General features: G+C 66.9%; 14 protein-coding genes. 8 read left to right on the top strand and 6 right to left on the bottom strand.

Annotation, left to right across the window (positions count from 1 at the left end; all coding sequences use genetic code 11):
* Window positions 1-64 precede the first annotated feature (64 nt).
* From DEJ11_RS06710 to DEJ11_RS06680, 7 genes are read left to right on the top strand one after another with little or no spacing between them, the layout of a single operon-like run.
* Window positions 65-808: an ATP-binding cassette domain-containing protein gene (locus DEJ11_RS06710; RefSeq protein WP_220038344.1), complete on the top strand. Its 744-nt coding sequence runs from the start codon at window positions 65-67 to the stop codon at window positions 806-808.
* Window positions 808-2100 carry a DUF7224 domain-containing protein gene (locus DEJ11_RS06705; RefSeq protein ID WP_111105038.1) on the top strand — a complete coding sequence of 431 codons (1293 nt, stop codon included), beginning with the start codon at window positions 808-810 and terminating at the stop codon, window positions 2098-2100. The genes DEJ11_RS06710 and DEJ11_RS06705 overlap by 1 nt, the downstream gene beginning before the upstream one ends.
* Window positions 2097-2684, top strand: coding sequence for a hypothetical protein (locus DEJ11_RS06700; RefSeq protein ID WP_146250103.1), 588 nt, complete (start codon window positions 2097-2099; stop codon window positions 2682-2684). Before DEJ11_RS06705 ends, DEJ11_RS06700 begins: the two co-directional genes overlap by 4 nt.
* A 56-nt stretch (window positions 2685-2740) precedes the next feature.
* On the top strand, window positions 2741-3655 hold the full coding sequence (locus DEJ11_RS06695; protein ID WP_181440889.1) for a MurR/RpiR family transcriptional regulator: 915 nt from the start codon (window positions 2741-2743) through the stop codon (window positions 3653-3655).
* An 8-nt stretch (window positions 3656-3663) separates the two neighbouring features.
* Window positions 3664-4587 (top strand): N-acetylmuramic acid 6-phosphate etherase, encoded by a 924-nt coding sequence (gene murQ, locus DEJ11_RS06690; protein WP_111105042.1) that lies wholly within the window; start codon window positions 3664-3666, stop codon window positions 4585-4587.
* Between the two features lie 44 nt (window positions 4588-4631).
* Window positions 4632-6140: a PTS transporter subunit EIIC gene (locus DEJ11_RS06685; protein WP_111105044.1), complete on the top strand. Its 1509-nt coding sequence runs from the start codon at window positions 4632-4634 to the stop codon at window positions 6138-6140.
* A 5-nt stretch (window positions 6141-6145) separates the two neighbouring features.
* Window positions 6146-7201 carry a MupG family TIM beta-alpha barrel fold protein gene (locus tag DEJ11_RS06680; protein ID WP_181440890.1) on the top strand — a complete coding sequence of 352 codons (1056 nt, stop codon included), beginning with the start codon at window positions 6146-6148 and terminating at the stop codon, window positions 7199-7201.
* A 141-nt stretch (window positions 7202-7342) separates the two neighbouring features.
* Here DEJ11_RS06680 and DEJ11_RS06675 read toward each other — a convergent pair whose 3' ends face one another.
* The 6 genes from DEJ11_RS06675 to DEJ11_RS06650 form a co-directional block, all read right to left on the bottom strand.
* Window positions 7343-10453 (bottom strand): type I restriction endonuclease subunit R, encoded by a 3111-nt coding sequence (locus DEJ11_RS06675; protein ID WP_111105048.1) that lies wholly within the window; start codon window positions 10451-10453, stop codon window positions 7343-7345.
* Complete coding sequence (locus tag DEJ11_RS06670) at window positions 10450-11523, bottom strand: restriction endonuclease subunit S (RefSeq protein ID WP_181440891.1); 1074 nt, start codon at window positions 11521-11523, stop codon at window positions 10450-10452. Before DEJ11_RS06670 ends, DEJ11_RS06675 begins: the two co-directional genes overlap by 4 nt.
* Window positions 11524-11690: 167 nt before the next feature.
* Entirely contained in the window at window positions 11691-13640 is a 1950-nt protein-coding gene (locus tag DEJ11_RS06665; protein WP_111105053.1) for a type I restriction-modification system subunit M, read from the bottom strand.
* 597 nt (window positions 13641-14237) lie between these two features.
* The gene (locus DEJ11_RS06660) at window positions 14238-14531 is read right to left on the bottom strand and encodes a hypothetical protein (protein ID WP_146250104.1); all 294 of its coding nucleotides are present in this window, start codon (window positions 14529-14531) and stop codon (window positions 14238-14240) included.
* The gene (locus DEJ11_RS06655) at window positions 14503-16107 is read right to left on the bottom strand and encodes a hypothetical protein (RefSeq protein WP_111105055.1); all 1605 of its coding nucleotides are present in this window, start codon (window positions 16105-16107) and stop codon (window positions 14503-14505) included. The genes DEJ11_RS06660 and DEJ11_RS06655 overlap by 29 nt, the downstream gene beginning before the upstream one ends.
* Window positions 16100-18625: a GmrSD restriction endonuclease domain-containing protein gene (locus tag DEJ11_RS06650; RefSeq protein WP_111105057.1), complete on the bottom strand. Its 2526-nt coding sequence runs from the start codon at window positions 18623-18625 to the stop codon at window positions 16100-16102. Before DEJ11_RS06650 ends, DEJ11_RS06655 begins: the two co-directional genes overlap by 8 nt.
* Before the next feature lie 270 nt (window positions 18626-18895).
* Here DEJ11_RS06650 and DEJ11_RS06645 point away from each other — a divergent pair, with 270 nt between their 5' ends.
* Window positions 18896-21004: a nuclease-related domain-containing DEAD/DEAH box helicase gene (locus tag DEJ11_RS06645; protein ID WP_220038345.1), complete on the top strand. Its 2109-nt coding sequence runs from the start codon at window positions 18896-18898 to the stop codon at window positions 21002-21004.
* The last annotated feature ends 14 nt before the right edge of the window (window positions 21005-21018 follow it).

The raw sequence follows: 21018 nt of genomic DNA, 5'->3' as shown, positions 1-21018 counted from the left end.
TGCTCCTGCGGTGATCCTTCGCCCTGTACGGTGAAACACCAGTACGAGGTTTCAAGGGGGCGCAGTGGGCATACAGATCGACGAACTCACCTTCGGGTACCGGCGGGACTCCACGGTGCTCTCCGGGTTGTCGACGGTGTTCCCGACCGGAGCGAGCGTCCTGCTCGGGCCGAACGGCGCTGGCAAGTCGACCCTGCTGGGACTCGTCGCCGACACGCTCCGCCCCCGCGCCGGGACGATCAACATCGAGGGACTGGGGGAACCGGGGACGCGCGGAGACCGCCGACGGTACCGCCGAGGGGTCGCATGGCTTCCGCAGCGGAGCGGCGCCTTCCCGGGCCTGACCGCTCGAGAGCACGTCGCCTACTGCGGCTGGTTGAAGGGCTTGTCGCGCGCCGACGCCTGGGATCGCTCGACGGCCGCGCTGACCGCCGTCGATCTCGCCACCCGAGCTGACGCACGAGCGTCGTCGTTGTCGGGCGGCCAGATCCGGCGGCTCGGCGTTGCCGGCGCGTTGGTGTCCGGCGCGCAGTGGATCCTGCTCGACGAACCGACGGCCGGACTCGATCCGGCACAGCGCGCGCGGTTCGCTCGGGTGATCCAGAACCTGCCGACGGAAGTGTCCGTCGTCGTCTCGACGCACCAGACCGAGGACGTCGCCGCGACCTACGACCATGTGACTGTCCTCGTCGACGGCCGGGTGCCGTTCGCTGGTTCGGTCGCGTCGTTCACCGAGCCGTTCGCAGACCTCTCGCCCGCCGAGGCGGTCACCGCTTCGCACGCGCGGTTCACGCGTGAGGACGACTGATGCGCCCGATCATCCCGTGGCGCAGCCGAGCAGCAGTGTGGCTCCTCATTCCTGGGCTGCTCGGCGTCGTCGCCTACAGCGTGCAGTTCGCAGATGAGACGACCGTCGCTGGCTACTGGCCCGCGGCGATGGCCGGCTCCGCGATCTACCTGGTGTTCTCGTGCGGAGTGGCGGCCACGGCCGGCGCCTGGGAAGGGAAGCGCTTCCGTCTGGCTGCGCCCGTGATCGAGTCCAGCAGCCGATCCAGTGCAGCAGTCGTCACCGATCACCTGTGGACACCACTGGCCGCCGGTCTGCTGCTCCAGCTCGTCGCGGTCGCACTCATGAGTCGGGACACCTGGGGCGCTCCCGGTGGCCCGTCGCCCCTCGTCGGCCTCGCCTTCGCGGGGATCCTGTTCTTCAACAGCTGCATCGGGTTCGCACTGGGGCGATGGCTCCCGCCGGTGGCATCCATCCCACTGAGCCTGCTCGTCTCGTACAGCTGGCTCGGCTTCACCTGGTCCGTGGACTACTTCCCGCTCCGGTACCTCGCCGGACTCGTGATGGCGGACTGCTGCTCGGTCGAGACCGCGCTCGACACCCGGGCACCGGTCATCGCGACGGCGTTCAGTCTGCTCGCCGGGTGCAGTCTGCTCGTCATCGCGGTCGCTCGACGCTCGAGCGGCAACAGCGTCCACCGGTTCGGTGTCCCGATAGGCGCGAGCTCGTTCGTCGTGATCACCCTCGTCGCGCTGACCGCCGGCTCCGGCCTCGGCGCGGCACCGATCATCGACCGCCCGCAAGCGCAGGCGATCTGCAGCGGCGCGGCGCCGACGATCTGCCTCTTCCCGGAGCAACGCGACAGCGGCAAATCAGAATCCGTCATCCGCAAGGCTGCGGAGAACCTCGGCCGCTCGGGCATCACGGTGCCGTCGACCATCCGCGCGAGCAACGCGCCATCGACGGCCGACGTCCTGAACATGATCGTCCAGGTCCGGATGACCGACGCCGACGTGCTCCACAGCATCACCACCTCCTTGCTCGGTGACGCCGAGGTGGCCCACTGCGGCACCGAGGAGGACGACGCCGAACGCCTCAACGATGCCGCTGTTGCCAACCGATGGCTCATCGACGTCGCCGCCGAGGGCATCGTGAACGCCGACCACGTGGAACCCGCCCTCGAGCTGGATGACCCCGACGTTCTGCGAGCCCTCCGTCGTGCTCCGGCCCCCGCTCAGGCCGCGTGGGTCACGGCGACGATCGAGCGCCTGACGGATTGCTCGGTCGGCCACGTCGCGGTGCCGTCCTCGTGACCTGGTGGCTGCGTGTCCACCGCACCCTGCCGTTGCTCGGACTCACGACCGCCCTGACGGTGCTCTCGATCGCGCTCGGCCCGATCGGCATGCTCTTCCCCTCGTTCGGCGGCGGCGCACCGTTCGCACTGTTCCCCGTCGCGGCCGTGCTCCCGCTGGTGATCGCCATCGCGACGAGCGCTTCGATCACCCGCGCACCGTTCCCCGCGCCCACTCGGCGGACGGACCTGCTCGAGCTGGCCGCCGTCATCGCGGTGGTCGCGCTGGTGACAGCCACCGCGAGCATCGGCCTCGCGGTCGGCGCCGAACCCGAGGCCGCGGTCGCGACCGCCCGGAACACGATCGCGTTCTGCGCACTCGCACTGGTCAGCCGAGCGGTACTCGGCGACCGGTACCAGTCCGTGCCGGGCGTGCTCTACCTGTTCGTCGCAGCGCTGTTCGGTCGCGGGACCCCGGACCAACCAGCCGGATGGGCCGGAGTCGTGTCGACGAACACCGGCCCGGTGTCGTGGGTGTTCGTCCTCCCCCTGGTGATCGCCGCCATCGTCAGTCCGCTGGCACACAGGTGGGGCACAACGACGTAACACGCAATTTACTTTCAGCACTGGCGCTCACCGACGAAAGGCGCTTTCATGGCGGGATGACGATCACCGAGCGGCCCGAGCGGCCCGAGCGATCCGAGCGGTCCGAGCGCGCCGACGCCTTCGCCCTCGTCCGGACCCAGTCGGCGAGCATGCCGTCGAGCATGCGTGCCATCGCCGACGCCGTCCTCGACGACCCGGCAGCCGCGGCCACCACGAACGCCACCGACCTCGCCGGCCGAGCCGGGGTCTCCCCCGCCACGGTCTCCCGCTTCGCCCAGCACCTGGGCTTCGCGAACTTCGCCGCCCTGCAGCGGAGCATGACCCGGGCCGTTGAACGCGGGATCCACGAGCGTGAATCCACCGAGATCCACGCCGGTGTCGCGGTCGACGACGACGTCGCCACCGTCATCGCGAAGGTCACCGAGGACGTCCGCGCGGTGATGGCCGACACCCGCGCCGCACTCGACCCGCACGCCCTCGAAGCAGCGGCCGCAGCCGTGAGCAGTGCCCGCCGCGTCGTCCTGTACGGCGTCGGCGCGAGCGGCATCGTCGCCCGCGACCTGCACCTCAAGCTCGAACGCATCGGCATCGTGAGCTCGATCGCCGACGACCCGCACAACGCCCTGACCCTGGCGAGCGTCATCGGCGAGCACGACGTCCTGGTGCTCGTCAGCCACTCGGGCTCCACCGTCGAGACCCTCGAGGTCGCCCACGCCGCCCGCACCCAGCACGCCACGATCGTCGCGATCACCGGCCACGCCTCCGCCCCGCTCGCCACCACCGCCGACCACGTCCTGCTCGGTGTCGCCGGTGCCGAGAGCGCCCTGCGCCCCGCGGCCATGGGCAGCCGGATGAGCCAGCTCGCCATCGTCGACACCCTGTTCATCGTCGTCGCGCAGCGCACCGACGAGCGCTCCCAGCCGCTCCTCGCCCGCAGCCGCGACGCCGTCCGCACCCACCACCGGAACTGAGCACCACCATGAACCAGACGCACGAAACCCACGACGCCCTCCGCGACGAACTCGCCGCCCTCACCACCGAGGCGACCGACCACTCGCTGGACGACATCGACACGATCTCCACGCTGGAAGCTGCTCAGCGCATGAACGCCGGAGACCGCAGCGTGCCTGCGGCACTGGAGCCGTGCCTCCCGGCCATCGCCCTGGCGGCAGACTCGATCGCCGCAGCGTTCGCGCGCGGCGGCCGGCTCGTCTACGTCGGCGCCGGGACGCCGGGCCGGCTCGGCGTCCTCGACGCCAGCGAGTGCCCGCCCACCTTCGGTACCGACCCGAGCCAGGTGGTCGGCGTGATCGCCGGCGGCGACCCTGCCCTGACCACCGCGGTGGAGGGCGCGGAGGACGACGAAGCAGCGGCCGTCCGGGACCTCGACGCACTCGGCCTGACGGCCGACGACGTGGTCGTCGGGATCAGCGCGTCCGGCAGGACGCCCTACGTCATCGCAGCCATCCTGGAGGCCCGGCGCCGCTCCGCCCTGTCGGTCTCCGTCGCGTGCAACCCCGACTCGGCCGCGGGGCGGGAGGCCGACATCGCCATCGACGTCGTCGTCGGCCCCGAGTTCATCGCCGGATCGACCCGCCTGAAGGCGGGCACCGCGCAGAAGCTCGTCCTGAACATGCTCACCACGCTCGCGATGGTGCGCAGCCACAAGACGTACGGCAACCGCATGGTCGACGTGCGGGCGACGAACGCGAAGCTCGTCGCCCGGGCGTTCTCGCTCGTGCAGGACGTCACCGGCGCGCCCCCCGCTGAGGTCCAGGCAGCGCTCGAAGCCTCGGACGGCGAGGTGAAGACCGCCATCGCCGTGATCCTGACCGGCGCCTCGGCTGCCGACGTGCGTGCTCACCTCGATGCTGCTGCTGGCTCGTTGCGCGCCGTGCTGTAGACCCCGTTCCCCCGTTCGTTTCCTTTCCCCCGAGGAGCACAGCAATGCCCGATGCACAGCAACTCGCCCAGCAGATCCTCGACGCCGTCGGCGGATCCGCGAACATCGCCGACGTCGAGAACTGCATGACCCGCCTGCGGGTCGAGGTCGTCTCCGACTCGTCCGTCGCGCTCGACGACCTGAAGGCCACCGACGGCGTCATGGCCGCCATCGCGGCCGGCTCGAGCCTGCAGATCGTGCTCGGCCCGGGTCTCGTCGACCGCGTGGCCGACGGCCTGGAGGCCCTGCGCGCGGCCGCCCCGCCGGCTGCGGCTGGTGGGCCTGGTGCGTCGCCTGAGGAGCTCGCTGCTCGCGGTGCGTCCATCAAGGCGACCGCGCGGTCCCGCTCCGACGGTCGCACCATGCGCGCGATCCGGAAGATCTCCGCGATCTTCATCCCGCTCATCCCCGCCCTGATCGCCTGCGGGCTGATCGCCGGGATCAACGGCATCCTGACGAACCTCGGGTGGGTGCCGGGAGTGACGCCGTTCCTCGGTGTGCTCTCGTCCGGGTTCCTGTCGCTGCTCGCCGTGTTCGTCGGGATGAACGCCGCGAAGGAGTTCGGCGGCACGCCCATCCTCGGCGGTGCGGTCGGCGGCATCATCGTCGCGGCCGGTGTCGCGAACGTGACCGTGTTCGGCGAGACCCTGGCTCCCGGGCAGGGCGGCGTGCTCGGCGCCATGGCCGGCGGCATCCTCGCCGCCTACGTCGAGCGGTTCATGCGGCGCGTGACTCCCGACGTGATTGCGCTCATCGTCGTGCCGACCGTGACCGTCCTGGTCGCCGGGTCGATCACGCTCGGGATCCTGATGTCCGTCGCCGGTGTCGTCTCCGTCGCGATCGGCACCGCTGCCACCTGGCTCCTCGCCAACGGTGGTGCGTTCGCCGGCTTCGTGCTCGGCGGCTTCTTCCTGCCGCTCGTCATGACCGGCATGCACCAGGCCCTCACGCCGATCCACACCACCCTGATCGACCAGACCGGCTGGACCGTGCTGCTCCCCGTCCTCGCGATGGGTGGCGCCGGCCAGATCGGTGCGGCGCTCGCGCTCTGGATGCGCTTCCGTCGCAACGAGGCCCTCTCCCGCACGATCCGTGGCGCGCTGCCCGCCGGGCTCCTCGGTGTCGGCGAGCCCCTCATCTACGGTGTGACGCTCCCCCTCGGTCGACCGTTCATCACCGCGTGCATCGGCGGCGCGTTCGGTGGCGGTGTCGTCGGGCTGTTCGACCAGCTCGGCCACTCCGTCGGGGCGATCGCCATCGGCGCCTCGGACCTCTCGCTCATCCCCCTGCTGAACGGCTCGTCCGGGTACGGATGGGCGCTGCTCGGATACGGATCGGGCCTCGTCGTGGCGTACGTCGTCGGCTTCGTGGCAACGCTGCTGTTCGGGGTGTCCGACTCGGTGCGGGCCGACCTCGAGGCGCAGTCGTCTGCGCCGTCCGGCGACCCCGTCGCTCCGGACGCGCCGCTCGACGTGCAGGTCACGCCGGCTGACTCCGTGGGAGCTGCACGCTGATGCGGTTGGGCGCGAGCGCATACCTGGCGCACGGTCCGCTGGCTGGTCCGACCTTCGAGGCCGCCGCGGCCGCGGGTGCGACGCTCGCGTTCACCTCGTTGCACATCCCGGAGGACTCCCCGTCGGGCGCCCGAGCCGCCGCGAACGCGATCGTGTCGGCTGCCGCGTCATCAGGGCTGTCGGTCGTCGCCGACGTCTCCCCCAACACCGCTCGGTTGCTCGGTGATTCGCCGTGGGAGTTCCTGCGGTCGATCGGAGTGGCTCGAGTTCGGATCGACTTCGGGTTCTCGGTCCCTGAGATCCTCTCGATCGCCGCCGTCCTGCCGATCGCCCTCAACGCGAGCACGCTCCGAGCCGCCGATCTGGCGCCGTTCGCGGAACTTGACGTCGAGCTGATCCACAACTTCTACCCGCGGGAGTGGACCGGGCTGGCGCTGGCGTCCGTGTCGTCGTCGGTCGGTGTTGCTCGGCAGTACGGCTGGCGCGTCGGGGCGTTCATCGCCGGCGACTCCGTGCGGCGTGGGCCACTCGGCGAGGGGCTGCCGACCGTCGAGGAGCACCGGACCATGCCGCCGTTGTTCCAGGCTGTGGCGCTCGTCGATGCCGGGGTGGACGACGTGTACGTCGGGGATCCGGCGCTGACCGATCACTCGTGGTCGCGATTGGGGTCGTTCGTCCGCGATGACGTCGTCGTGCTCGACGGTGTTGCGGCGCCGGGACTGCACCCGGCGGTGATCGAGGCGCTGGCGGTTCCTGATCGGAACCGCCCCGATGCAGCCGAGGCCATGATCCGGCTGGAGCACTCGCGGGAGCGGTTCGCCAGGCTGCCGTTGCCCGAGGCCGGTGGGCAGCCGAGGCCAGCGGGGTCGGTCACCGTGCAGTTGGCGTCGGCGGGGAGGTACTGCGGGGAGGTGGCGATCACGTTGCGGGACCTGCCGCGGGACGACCATGTTGCTGTGCTGTCTGAATCGCCCGTTCGGGGGTTCCCTTGGTCTCCCCTCGTTAGCCCGGGCAGTGTCTTCGCGTCGATCAACCTCGGCTTGATCACTGGTGGGATGTAGACCCAGGTGCCTTGGCTCTGCAACCACTCGGGCCCGCGTCCGCAGCAACCATGCGGAAGAATCCAAGGCGGGACAGGCCGACGCACCTTGCGCCGAGTGTGTTCAGGCATCTTGGGGTTCATCGTTATCTGCCGCCCACACTCAGTCTGACTTGGGAGGGCTTTTCAGATACTCGTAAAGCATCGCCGGCAATGCCTTCCCGAGCTCGCCGAACAGATTGCTGTCGGTGAAGAGGTCGTCGATGAACGCTGGGGTCTCGTCCCGCACCCCGAGCAGGGCCTTCGTGAACGCCTTCGGCAGAGCGGGGGACTCCGCGAACTGCTGCGCAGTGTTCACCGACGCCTGACCCTTGAGGTCCTCATCCAGCGCGAGCTTGCCGACGATGTGGTTCATCTGAAGGTCGATGACGCCCACGCCGTACTTGTCGCCGAGGCTTTCGTTGAGTTTCTGGACGATCTCCTCGAGGGCACTGCGGTGCTTCTCGTGGATCGCGCCCGACCCGATCGCGGTGATCGGGTCCAACCCGGACCCCTGCTCGAGGTTCAGCTCCACTGCTTCGCCGGCGCTGATCTTGTAGCCAGCGAGGGACACGTCCGAGATGTCGACCGGTTCAAGGAACGTCGCGGTCGAGAGTTGCGGAAGGATGCGGCGGAAGAAGTAGTGTCGGCGCGGCAGGTTGGTGTCTTCCAGGTTGCGGGCTTGGGAAATGAAGTCGTAGAACTTCACGAAGTTCCCCACGTCTCCCTTGAAGAGCCGCAGTTCATCCTGCTCGACCTTGTCGTCATCGAGCACCGCCGCGACCCACCGCTTCTGGAACCGGTCCACTGCCGGCGCGGTCGCGGCCGACACCTTCGAATTCACGTTCAGCCCGCCAGTGAGCGCGGCGTCGAATGTCTGCTCGACCTCGGTCATGTTGTAGATTCCGGCCGAGTCGAGCTTCGCCACGAGGTCGTAGATCAGGTTCGGATCGGTCGTCGTGGTGAGCGTCGCCTTCCGGTAGTAGGGCAGGAACGCGTCCAGCACCTCCTGCGGGTCGTTGACGAAGTCGAGGACGAACGTCTTGTTCTTGCCCGGGTGTGTGCGGTTCAGCCGGGACAGGGTCTGCACGGCCTGCACCCCGCCAAGCTTCTTGTCGACGTACATCGCAACCAGGCGGGGCTGGTCAAACCCGGTCTGGAACTTCTCGGCAACGATCATCACGTTGTACGTGGCCGGCTTGAACGCCTCCGTCAGGTCCGCCTGGACGCCCGGGTTCTGCGTGTGCTCCGTCAGCCCCTCACCGACGTCGTCCGGGTCCTCGACGGTGCCCGAGAACGCCACCAGCGAGCGCACCCCCAACACACCCGAATCGGAGATGTAGGTGTCGAGGTACTTCTTCCACCGGACCGCTTCCATGCGCGACCCGGTGACGACCATCGCCTTCGCCTTACCGTCCAGCAGCGGCTGCACGAAGGTGTGGAAGTGGTCGACGACGATCTTGGCCTTCTGGCTGATGTTCGTCGGATGCAACCGCACGTACCGCACCAGCGCCTTCACCGCGGTCGACTCGTCCACCTCGCCGGCACCGTCGTAGTCACTATCGGGGTGCTGCAGCTTCCACGCCACCTTGTACGGGGTGTAGTTCTGCAACACGTCGAGGATGAAGCCCTCTTCGATTGCCTGCTGCATCGAGTACAGGTCGAACGGTTCCGGCGTCGCATCCGGCCCCGCACCGTCCGGCACGCTGCCAAACAGTTCCAGCGTCTTCGCTTTTGGGGTGGCGGTGAACGCGAAGTAGGAGAGGTTTGGCGCGGACGCGGTCACGGACATGGCCCACTGCAGGTACGCGTCCGAATCGATCGGGGCGCCTTCCGCGACCGCCACCTGCTCGTCCGGCGACAGCACTTTCGTCAGCGCTCCCGCCGTCGACCCGGTCTGGGACGAGTGGGCTTCGTCGGCGATGACCGCGAACCGGCGCCCCTTCAGCTCGGGCAGCGTTTGGATTGCGGTGATCAGCGCCTCAAACGACTGGATTGTCACGATCACGATGTTCTTACCACCGGAGAGCGCCGCGGCGAGCTGCTTCGACTTCGACTCGCCCCCGTCCTTCGTGATCGACTGCACCACCTCCGCGTGCTTCTCGAACTGGGCGATCGCGTCCTGCAGCTGCTTGTCCAGCACGGTGCGGTCCGTGACGACGACGACCGTGTTGAAGACCCGCTCGTTCTGCTCATCGTGAAGTTGGGCGAGGCGGTGGGCGAGCCAGGAGATCGAGTTCGTCTTCCCGGACCCTGCCGAGTGCTGCACCAGGTACCGGTTGCCTGGCCCCTCCGTCCGGGCGGCCTCCACTAGCCGGGTCACGGCCCGCCACTGGTGGTAGCGGGGGAACAGGACTCTCTGCGTCTTCGTCTTCGTGCCTGTGTCCGGGTCAACATCCGTCTCGACCTGCAGGTGCACGAACGACCCCAGCAGTTGCAGCCAGGTGTCGCGTTGCAGGATCTCCTCCCAGAAGTAGGAGGAGGCCGACCCGGTCGGATTCACGGGGTTCCCTGCCCCCTCGTCTGCACCCTTGTTGAACGGCAGGAACCGGGTCGCGGCGCCGGCGAGCTTGGTCGTCATCCGCACCTCGGAGTTCGAGACCACGAAGTGCACGAGAGATCGCTTGGCGAACCCGAACAACGGCTCACCCGCCGTCGACCTGTCGAACCGGTACTGATTCACCGCGTTCCCGATCGGCTGCGTGAAGTCCGTCTTCAACTCGACTGTCGCCACTGGGACGCCGTTGACGAACAGCACCAGGTCCAATGCCTTGTTTGGATGCTTGACCGAGTAATGCACCTGCCGCATCACCCGCACCCGCATCTTGGCGTACGCGTCAAGCGTGTCCGGGTTCTGCGTGGTCGCCGGCCGAAACTGCGCTAACCGGAACTTCACCGCACCCCCATGCAACGGCACCATCGAGAAGCCCTCATGCAGGATCCGGATCGTCCCACCGTTCTTCAAGGGGTCAAGATCGAGCGACTTCGCCAGCCGGATCAAGATACTGCGGGCTGCCGCGTTACGCTGAGTGTCCGTGTCAGTGGCACGGACGACCTTCCCGAATTCGGTCGGCTGCGACTCCTCCAACCAACCAAGAACATCCTCGGGGAAGAACGCGAGTTCCCGGTCATACCCGGTGTCTGTGGACGAATACAACCAGCCGTTCGCGGCAAGGTACTCGGCGATCTCGTTCTCCAGCACCGACTCCAGGTGCGCCCCAGCAGTCCCACTCATGTAGCCACTCCCACATTGATCTTCCCCGTCACAGTCGCCGAAATCAGGGCAGCGCGACGTTCCTTTGCGAGTTTCACGTTCTGCTTCCCGATAGACATAGCATGCCCAATGATGGCGGTTGCACGATTCAGATTCTCGGTGACCGTCAGCTGCTCGTCGAGGCTAGGGACCGGGAGCTGCACGGCCCGCAGCGTCCGCTGATTAAGACCCGCAACAGTCGATCCCACGGCGAACCTTTCGAGCTGCTCGTGCGCCGGTGGTGACTGGAGGAACCACCACAAGTACTTCGGATGGACCATGCTCTTCGCCGGCCGAAGCATCATCGAGTCGGACCCGCAAATGTAGCCGTCGCTCTCCTCGTCGACAAGGGCAGCCTTGTCTACTTCACCTTTGCGTCCGAGCACGATGTCCTCCGCGCGGAGGCGGAACCGGGACAACTGATGGGCGCGATCGGCTCTCACCGACACACTGACGTCAGCCGCGATCGCACCGTGCACAATGTGGCTGGGATTGATGACAGGAACACCATTGTCGACGTACTCAGACGCAGAAAGCTGGGTGCCGAAAGGACCGGTCTGCGCCACGCTGAGCACTTGGCGCAATCGCATCCGACCGGAGTCCGCCCGCATCGCCGCACTCAGAACGGCGGCGCGGCGTTCGACCAGGAGGGCGATGAGCTCCTCACTCTTCGCGATGAACGCATCGATCTGCGCCGTCTCCCGATCCAGATAGTCCGCGATCGCCCGCTGTTCATCGAGGTCCGGGTAGGGCAATGGGATCAGGGTGAACTGCCCGTAGCGGATCGATTGCCCGTCGCGGAGCTGATCGGTCGTGGTCTGGAGAGCCTGGATGTAGAGATCACTCTTGAACAGGTACTTGAAGAATCGCGGTTCTAGGGCCACCTTCGGCTTCAGCACCGTATACGCCGCGCTCACCTTGCCTGGGATGCCTGAGTATTCGAGTCCGCCCTGAAAGCTCCGAAGGTGGCTGACGTAGTCGCCCGCCTCGACGTGCCGCATGTTGTCAGCGCCCGAGAGGTTCAAAACTACCTTGTTGCCGGTGATCTCCATGTACTCGGCCTGCGGCAGCACACCGTACTTCTGGGAGGGCGTTAGGTGCACGTCGGTCGCGGAGCTCTTCTGTTTGCGTTCGCCAAAGAGGGCGCGCGCAGGGACAACGGGCCAGGCCGCCGGGGTAACCCCTAGCCACCCCACTCCGGAGTCACTGAGTTCTCTTGTCATGCTTCGACCGCCGTGAGCATCGCCCGGAGGTCGTCCATGACGGCGTCGAGGTCGCGATCGATCTCCTCGAGCGGGCGGGGCGGTAGGTATTGGTAGAAGTGGCGGGTGAAGGCTATCTCCGCGCCTTCCTTCGTCTTGGAGTAGTCGACCCACGCATCGGGCGCGTACGGGAGGACTTCACGGGCGACGTAGGCGTCGACATCCTCGTCCCATGGCACGTTCTCGGTGTCGCGGAGCGCCGCGTCCGGTTCCGGGTTGCCCTTACTGTCGGGGCAGGAGTCGGCGGAGTCGTCCTGCTCGCCGAGCTCAGTGGTAACGGTTTTGAGCAACGGTGCAGGCAAGGCGAGGCCTTCGGCTTTCGCGGCGTCCTTCAGCGCCTTGTGGAACGCCGCGCGGTTCTTCCACACCGTGTCGGTACCGAGGCGGTCGAGCACGGCACGCAAAGCTGCGGCATCCGCCTCGTTCAGCTTCTGGACGGCCTTCGCCTCGAACAGGGTATTGATGCGCTCCGAAGTCGCGTGCCAGTTCAGTTTGAGGGGGCGTTCGACGGTGATGGTGCGGTACAGGAAGTCCTCATTACGGAAGATCTTCGAGTGCTCCCCGTCCTTGAATTCGGCGTACAGGCCGACGATCGTCTCGATGTTCTGCGGCGAGAGCTCGTTGCGCTTGGAGCCGAGGCCCTTGCGGAGCTTGGTGAACATCTGCCGGCCGTCGAGGAGTTGCACCCGGCCTTTCCGGTCGCCTTCCTTGCGGTTGGTGAGGATCCAGATGTAGGTGGAGATGCCGGTGTTGTAGAACATGTCTTTCGGCAGTCCGATGATCGCTTCGACGAGGTCGTTGTCGAGTAGCCACTTGCGGATGTTCGACTCGCCGCCGCCCGCGCCGCCGGAGAAAAGGGGCGATCCGTTGAGGACGATCGCCATGCGGGAGCCGCCATGTTCCGGCTTGCGCATCTTCGACACCAGGTGCAGCAGGAACAGCATGGCCCCGTCGCTGACGGCGGGGGTGCCGGGGCCAAATCGGCCGTTGAAGCCGAGCTTGGTGTGTTCGTCGTCGACGTCGGCGCGTTGGTCTTTCCAGTCGACGCCGAACGGCGGGTTGGAAAGGCCGTAATCGAAGGTCTTGTCGTCGAAGGCGTCTTCGGTGAGGGTGTCGCCGAGGGCGATGTTGTCGACGTCTTGGCCCTTGATGACCATGTCTGCTTTGCAGATCGCGTACGAGGCGTCGTTGTAGTCCTGCCCGTAGAGGCTGAGCTGGATACCGGGGTTGAGCGTGCGCAGGTACTCGTCGGCGACGGAGAGCATGCCTCCGGTGCCGGCCGTGGGGTCGTAGATGGACCGAACCACATTGGACTTGGCGAGGGCGTCGTCGTCGATGGCGAACAGCAGCTGCACCATCAGCGCGATCACCTCGCGGGGCGTGTAGTGGTCGCCGGCGGTCTCGTTCGATTTCTCGTTCGCGAACCGGATGAGTTCCTCGAACACGAGTCCCATCTGGATGTTACTGACCGTGCGGGGGTGGAAGTCGGCCTGCGCGAACTTCTCCGTGACCGCGAACAGCTTGTTTTTCTCGGCCAGCTTGTTCAGTGTCTTGTCGAACTCGAACCGGTCGAAGATGTCCCGCACGTTCGCCGAGAATCCGGCCAGGTAGGCGGACATGTTTACTCGGAGGTCCTGCGGGTCGGCGACGAGCTTCTCGAGGTCGAGGGGGGAGGTGTTGTAGAACTGGTGGCCCGCTTCGTCGGTGAGCTTGGCGTCCTGCAGCATGTCGGGGAGTGATTCGATCGCCTTCGCAGTCTGGACGACAGCGGCCTTCGTGTCGGCCAAGACGGCGTCGAGCCGGCGGAGCACGGTGAACGGGAGAACCACGGACCCGTACTCGGAGGGCTTGAACGGGCCGCGGAGGGACTCGGCGATGTTCCAGATGAAGGCGACGTGATTTACCACGGGTGGACACTCCTGCTGTGTTGCCCCTCAAAGCGGCACATGCGCCGCTAAACGTTCCATTCTTACCCATGTCTTGCATTTTGTTCGACTCAACGGCGAGTCGCGGCGGGGCGCGTTTAGAATTTCACATTTCGTGGTAGGCCATCGGCGACTATCGCAGCTCCGGAGGCCCCGCTTGATCTCTGACAGTCCGTTCGCCGATTCATCTGCCAAAGCGTGAGGTCCTACGGATCTGTAGCGAGTGGTACAACGTGAGGGTCGCTTCTTTGAACGCCGCAGTCTCACCGCGCCTCCGAAACTTCGAGTCCACCTCGGGGGCCGCTTCTCCAGAGCACGCCTAAGACGAAGTGCTCGTTCTTCGTGGTGGCCCAAACGGTTCGATCTCAGGCACTGGCAGGGTTCGAGCACGCTCGTGGTCAGCGCACGTCGGTCCGAGGTCACAGACCCCCCCCGTGCAATACCGGAAGTAGACTCCAGCATCTCGCTTGACTTACCGCTCGAGTCCAGCGCTGGCGGCGGATGAGGGGGGCCATCTATTACCCCAGTGACCCGCTGTCAGAGCGGCTCGCCGCGTGCACAAGCCCCCCCCCCCGCAGCTCAACCGTCGACGGAAGCACATTCGGCCCCGCCCGCAGCGTTGGGCGTCGCCTGGCGACATAGCGATGCCAGGCCGCGCCGGGCCTCCAGGTCGACACCTTCGCCGTAATGGTGCTCGGCCAGGAGTGGCGGGATCACGTACCGCCACACGTTGTGCAGACCGGCGCCGACGAGGCCGCGCATCAGCAACGACGGCCCGACCGTGGCATCGTGGCCCTGAATCTGCTCGTTGAGTCGCGTCAGCAGGTCGGCGCAGCTGTGTGGATCAGCTTCGAACCGAGCGCAAACCTTCATCTGAAGCGGCGATCTCGAGCAGGCTGACTGCCGGGATCTCCTCGGAAGGCAGGTTCATGAAACTGGCGATCAACTCCCCGAATTCTGCCGCGGATCGGCGCGTTGCACCCGTCTTCGCCCACGCGGGGAAGCGAAGGGTCACGTCCGCATCCTTGGTGATGATCTCGACGACGGGTGGCCGCTCCGGAGCGTCCGAACGTCGGACGTACCGGATGTTCGCGAGGCTCAACTCGGAGTCGATCGCGCCAACCCGTCGCAACGAGTCCTGCTTGGTCAGAAGCAGGCGTCGGTCGGTGACCGCAACCCAACCGTCGCTCAGACGGGGAAGGGTGATCCGGTCGAACGAGACGTCCGCTAGGCCCAGCACCCGCTCCCCCGGCTGGAGGCGGAACGGAAGAATCCGCACGAGCTCCTCGGGAACGTCGTCCTCGAAGACCAGCAACGACGGAAGCTCGAGGGGCTCTCGGTCGCGGGCCGCCTCGAGGCCGCGGATGTGCCCGAGGGCGTCTTGGAGCTCACGGACCATGATGTGCGACTCCTTCGCCGCTCGTGCGGTACCCCCGATCTTGAATGTCCGCTTGCCCGGCAGTTCGGCGATGATCGCGAATTCACGAGCGAGTTGCTCCAGCAGTTCGTCCGTCTGCGCAAGCGACTGCTCGTGCAGGTCACGGGCGTCGGTGACCAATCCGTCGAGCAGCTTCGCGTCTGCGTCGTTCGTCTTCGCACTCCGCAACAGGTGGCCGGCGCGGAGGGATTGGTAGACGAACCAGGATGTCTGCGAGAGCAGAAGCGCCTGGACATCGGCGATGATCGCCTGTCCGTTGTCGGCGAGGTACTGCTGGCGGTCCTTGTGCCCGACCTTTCGCTCAAGCTCATCTGCATACCGCTGAACGGCATGCTTGTTCGCGTCCCACTGCGACGTGAGTTCACCCTGGTAGCCGCGCACCTCAGCGAAGACGGCGTCGGTCACTTCGCCGATCCGTCGGGCGTGCCGCAGTTCGCGGATGAGGGTCTCGTAGTGGCCGGTCACCGCGGACCACTGGCCCTGGCGCACGACCTGCAGCACCTTCGAGGTCAGTTCCAGATTGTGCTGGGCGACGGCGGCGATCTGGTTCAGCTGGAACTGGATGACCATCAACGTGATCGCGGGCCCCATGGAGGCCACGACCGAAGCGGTCGTTGCCGCGGTCGCGGGGAGCCAGCGGACTGAAGCTGTGAACGAACCGCCGCCGCTGGCGAGGGTCCCGAGGTTCCAACCGTCCTTGACTATCGGCGTGGCCGTCTTGAGCGCTTCGAGGGTCTGCGGTGCGAGCCGCACGAGACCCTGAGCCTGCATCGCCGCATTGACACCCTGCGCGCCGACGCTTCCGAGACCGACAGCGTTCCCGACAGCCGTCGAGACTGCACGCAGCGTCGGCTCGTCGATGAACGAGAACGGGACGACCTCGAGACCGTCCGGGATCTCGGCGCCGAAGAAGATGGCGAGACCGTCCTCGAACTCGACGAGTGCTGACGAGGGCGTCTCCTCGTTCCGCAGCTCGTCGCCGTGCACGTCGTCGTGGAGCTCATCACTCATCGGTACTTCCTTCAGGGTTCAGGGTGGTGGGAACGAGCTGGTCGACGAACCATCGCAGGGCTTCGATGACCTGCTCCCGAGCGGCGGCGGCAGTCAGCACGTCGATCGGGAACGACGGCCGCTTGTCGATCCTGCTGGCGGCGAGGTCGATGCCTGGCACGGCGTTGAGGCGGCTACGGAACTCCTGCCGCAGCGCGAGGTCATCGAACGGCGGGCGGACTCGTAGGTGCTGGAACACCACTTCCACGCTTCCGGAGATCGGGTAGATCGCGAAGGGCCAGTGCGACGGCCCCTCCTCGGAACGACGCGGTGCCGTCATGAACGCGCTGCTCTCCCGGTTCGACCCGAACTCGACAGTGCCGCCGAGTTCCTTCCACGCGGCGAAGAGCTCGGAGACGGCGTGAACGGTCGTCGGCGGGTTCGCGCTGGAGAGCTGTCCCATGAAGGTGCCATCCGACACTGCATCGGTCCCATTGAGTCCATCGGTGCCGAGACCCACCCGCTCGGCGAGCGCTGCAGTCGAGAGACGGGCCGCCTCGTCAGCAGCGCCGTTCGTCCAGAATCGCAGCCCTTCTTCTTCCAGGACCGCTCGAGGGTCACGCTCGTCGGACGGGTCTGGCCAACGGAATCCAGGCGAGATCGTGCCGCCGCCCTGCAACACCCGGTGTGCGCCGATGACTTCGTGACTCGCCAGATGGACGCCGAGCGGGACCGGGTGCGTGCCGACGAGAGCAGCGACGTCACCGTACGACGACCAGTGCCCGGCCGGGATCGCCATGATCGCCTGGTGCACGAGCGACCAGTCGCGGCCGGTGTCGGATGACTGCAGCCGTTCGTTCGGGCCGGCCCACTGCTCGACGATCCGTTCGGCAAACCACTCTCCGCGAGCGAGGATCTCGGCGCGCCCCCACGTCGAGGCTTCGAGGACAAGCCGGTTCAGACCGCTGAAGCTGCTCTTTCGGAAGTCTTCCTGCTTCGAGGGGAAGGGCCGGTTGCTGAGCTCGGAGTTGTACCCGGTCAGCGTCAGGTTGCCGAGCGAGTGCACGAGCTGCTCGTGCACGAGGTCGGCCGTCTCGTCGTCGGCGAGATTGACATCGAGTGCTGCACGCCATTCTGGGGTCAGCGTCTGCGGCAAGATGTGCTCGATCGTCGACTTCTCGACGTCGACCGGTTCCTTCGCGTTGAGTTCCTCCTGCACCCATTTCAGGATCAGCTTCTGCTGGGTCCGCAGACCACGTAGGTAGAACGGCTGGGTGCGGACCGCGTCGCGGATCTGGTCGTCGGTCGAGAAGTACTTTCGCCCGGTCGAGAAGTAGTCGACGAGAACTTGGTCGACCGGTCGATCATCAAGGACGCCGCACGCCTGCAGGATGGTGCGGTTGAGGCCCTGGCCCGAGCGCCCACCGATGGTCCGGCGAACGATGTAGGACTCGACTGCTGCGAGCGCGCCCGCGACGTGCTCCGTGCTGCTGGCGCCGGCGGCGCGCCGTGCGAGGAGCCGAAGGGTGAGCGGCACGGTGGTCGTCGATCCCCACTCCGCCAGGTGCTGCAGGTGCTTGCGAACACCGGGGTCAGGCTCGCGGGAAGGCTCCCGGATCACCTCGAGCTGCTCGGACAAACGGCTGAAGCGTTCGATCTCTGCGAGGATCTGCTCGTCGTCCATCTTGGCGAGCCGCGCCTGCTGGTAGCTGTAGATGTCGCCTTGCTTGAGCAGCGGTTCGTCTGCGACGGCGTCGAGCCAGAAGATCAGCTCGAGGTCGTTGACGCTGAGCCGGCGCTGCATCGGGAGCCACCACGACGTGTACACCGACTCCCCACGGGACCCGAGTCGCATGAACAGGTAGTTGCGGACGAGGTCACCCTGCGTCAGTCGGAGACCCGTGTTGTTGAGCGACTCGAAGATCCGGTAGACGTTGTCTTCGTCGCGCGCGGTGATGGACACGAAGCTCAGACCGCCGAGGACGGCCTCGCGGATCCGTTCGATGTCGTGGGGATCGTCCGGGTCGTCGGCGAGCTCGAGCTCGCGACGGAAGAACGAGTAGGCGTCGCCCACCCCGGACGTGGAATCGGCACCGACTGCGCCGTCGACGACGGCTCGGAAAGAGTCGCGATCCGCCTGCGTGGGCAAGAGCTTCAGTCGGGCGTCGCCGGGCTTGAAGCGGTCCGCGATGTACTGCTCGTGGATGCTCTCGGCAAGCATCGGCGCGTCGGTCTGGTGCACCCGGAGGTAGTCCCGGAGCGCGCACAGCAGGATCGACAACGTTGTCAGTCGCTGCTGGCCATCGACGACGAGGAACTCCATGCCGGTCGGCACGATCGCGCCGGTCGAGAGCACGAGTGAGCCCATGAAGTGCGTCGCGCTCGGGTTCGTCCGGCGGGTCTCGGCGAGTTCGAGGATGTCGCTCCACAGGCGCTTCCGCTGACGCACCTCCCACGCGTAGGGCCGCTGGTAGAGCGGCACCAGGTACTGCTTGGGTCCGCCGAGCAGTTCCTGCAGGGTGGTTTCACGTACGTCCATGTAGCGTCCTCCGTCATCGAGATCCTAGAGACAGAACCGAGTCCTTCTCGACACTGGCGACCACTGTCCACGACTCGTCTCGGCACTTCTGCGGAACCCCGCAATCGTCCGCGCACTGATGTGTAACGTATCGACTGAATAGCTACTACACGAGAGCACCCCAAAACAGGTGCTTTCGAGGCAATGTCGCATCCGCGAGGATGAGTCAGCACCGCGCGCTCCGGGGACGGCGAGCGGTCGATACGAACGGATCCTTCGAGGGGCAACACCATGACGATGGCCGGAGAATCCGCAGGGGTCGAGGCATACCGCCAGCGCAGCCATGCAAGAGAACTTCGCCGCCAGGCGGACGACGCCGAGCAACGCGCTGCCCGCTACGAGATCGCCAACCGCACCGAGAGCGAGACCGCGCGGATCCTCGCCCCCCTCGCCGGCATCGGCTACCACCTGCTCGCAGACCGCCGCTGGCCCGGCAGCCGCACGGCACAAGTCGACATGGTCGTCGTCGGCCGCGCCGGCGTCTTCATCGTCGACACGAAGGCCTGGCGCGAGGTTGCGGTCCACGGCGACCGGATCACCCGCGGCCAAGAGGACGTCACCGACGACATCGCTCGCCTCGCTGACCTCGCGTACAGCACCGAGGCAGCTCTGGCGGACACGGGCCTGGCGCCCGGCGAGGTCCACGCGGTCGCCGCCCTCGCCGGCCAGAAGCGCATGCACGCTCGCGTCGCCTCGGTCGATGTCATCGGGGCGCACGACCTCGTCGGCCACATCACGAAGCGTGGAGCCCGATTGTCCGCGTCCCGCGTCGACGAGGTCCTCGCCGCGATGCTGCACCACTTCCCCGTGATCGGCGACGGCGGAGCAACACCGCCACAGGTCGTCGTCCCGGCACCGGTACTCCCCCGCGAACCCGACGTACTCGTCCCGACGGTCGACACCGCGGACGACGAGCTGACCGACCAGGTCCTAGACGGCGTGCTCGAAGCGCCGATCGAGGAATGGATGGCGTTCCTCGACCCGGCACAGGCCAAGCTCGTCCGCCGCAGCTTCAACGGCCCGGCACGCATCCGCGGCGCTGCCGGCACCGGCAAGACCGTCGTCGGCCTGCACCGCGCCGCGTACCTCGCACGCGCAACCGGCGGTCGCGTGCTGTTCACGACGTACATCAGCACTTTGCCGAAGGTCCTCGAGTCCCTCCTCGAACGCCTCGCGCCCGACATGGTCGGTCGCGTCGACTTCATGGGCGTCCACGCGTTCGCCACGCGCCTGTTGAAGGAACGCGGCATCGCGTTCCGCACTCCTGGACGGGAGGCCCAGCTTGCGTTCGACGACGCGTGGAACGCGATCCGCGCCTCCAGTCCGTTGCGGTCGTCGCGATTCTCGCGCTCGTACTGGGAAGACGAGATCAGCCACGTCATCAAAGGCCGCGGCCTGACGCGGTTCGACGAGTACGCGGACCTGGCTCGCGTCGGGCGCAAGCACGCGCTCCCGCTGGAGACGCGGCAAGCCGTCTGGGACCTGTACGAGGCGTACGCGCGCGGGCTGCGCGAGCGACGGGCGCACGACTGGGAGGACATCGTTCTGCTCGCTCGCGACGCGGTCCGCGCGGTGCCGCTCGAGCGGTACGAGGCGGTCATCGTGGACGAGGCGCAGGACCTGTCGTGCGCGATGGTCGCGCTGGTGCACCAGCTCGTGGGTGACCGGACCGACGGCCTGACGCTCATCGGCGACGGCCAGCAGACGATCTACCCCGGCGGGTACACGCTCGGCGAGGTCGGCATCAGCCTGTCCGGACGCGGTGTCGTGCTCGACGTGAATCACCGGAACACCGCTGAGATCCTCGAGTTCGCGAAGGAGATGGTGGCGGACGACCAGTTCGTGGACATCGAGGGCGTCGACGGGGTCGGTGACGCGGTGTCCGACGTGTCGCGCTCCGGTGAAGCTCCGACGATGACGCGCTTCACCAATCGTGCGGATCACGATCGGGCGATGCTCGACCGGCTGACCGAGGTCCTTCGACTCGTCGGGACCGGTCACGGTGACATCGGCATCCTCACGGCGACGAACCGGCAGGCGGACGACGTCATGCAGGCGCTTGCAAGCGCCGGCGTCCCGACCGTCTCTCTGCAGCAGTACGCGGGACGGAGCTCGGACGCGGTTCGCGTGGGGACGGTGAGGCGTGCGAAGGGCCTCGAGTTCAAGCAGGTGCTGCTCTCGCACGTCGATCCACGACTGCTCGATGCTGCACCGGCCGAACCGTCGGAGTCCGAACGAGAGCGCCGAGAGCGAGGGCGCCGCGAGCTCTACGTAGGAATGACCCGGGCGCGGGACGGCCTGTGGGTCGGCGTCCGCAGCGGAGCAACGCGCAGCCGCTGACGGTTCTCTTCGGC

The sequence above is a fragment of the Curtobacterium sp. MCLR17_058 genome, assembly GCF_003234705.2.
GTDB classification, from domain to species: domain Bacteria; phylum Actinomycetota; class Actinomycetes; order Actinomycetales; family Microbacteriaceae; genus Curtobacterium; species Curtobacterium flaccumfaciens.
This window is presented reverse-complemented; position numbering and strand designations above follow the sequence as displayed.

What these genes read in the sequence shown, in the direction of transcription:
- murQ (WP_111105042.1), top strand. Translation starts at nt 3,664, where the DNA reads ATGAACCAGACGCACGAAACCCACGACGCCCTCCGCGACGAACTCGCC.
- DEJ11_RS06705 (WP_111105038.1), top strand. Translation starts at nt 808, where the DNA reads ATGCGCCCGATCATCCCGTGGCGCAGCCGAGCAGCAGTGTGGCTCCTC.
- DEJ11_RS06645 (WP_220038345.1), top strand. Translation starts at nt 18,896, where the DNA reads ATGACGATGGCCGGAGAATCCGCAGGGGTCGAGGCATACCGCCAGCGC.
- DEJ11_RS06655 (WP_111105055.1), bottom strand. Translation starts at nt 16,107, where the DNA reads ATGAGTGATGAGCTCCACGACGACGTGCACGGCGACGAGCTGCGGAAC.
- DEJ11_RS06685 (WP_111105044.1), top strand. Translation starts at nt 4,632, where the DNA reads ATGCCCGATGCACAGCAACTCGCCCAGCAGATCCTCGACGCCGTCGGC.
- DEJ11_RS06670 (WP_181440891.1), bottom strand. Translation starts at nt 11,523, where the DNA reads ATGGAGATCACCGGCAACAAGGTAGTTTTGAACCTCTCGGGCGCTGAC.
- DEJ11_RS06695 (WP_181440889.1), top strand. Translation starts at nt 2,741, where the DNA reads ATGACGATCACCGAGCGGCCCGAGCGGCCCGAGCGATCCGAGCGGTCC.
- DEJ11_RS06650 (WP_111105057.1), bottom strand. Translation starts at nt 18,625, where the DNA reads ATGGACGTACGTGAAACCACCCTGCAGGAACTGCTCGGCGGACCCAAG.
- DEJ11_RS06675 (WP_111105048.1), bottom strand. Translation starts at nt 10,453, where the DNA reads ATGAGTGGGACTGCTGGGGCGCACCTGGAGTCGGTGCTGGAGAACGAG.
- DEJ11_RS06660 (WP_146250104.1), bottom strand. Translation starts at nt 14,531, where the DNA reads ATGAAGGTTTGCGCTCGGTTCGAAGCTGATCCACACAGCTGCGCCGAC.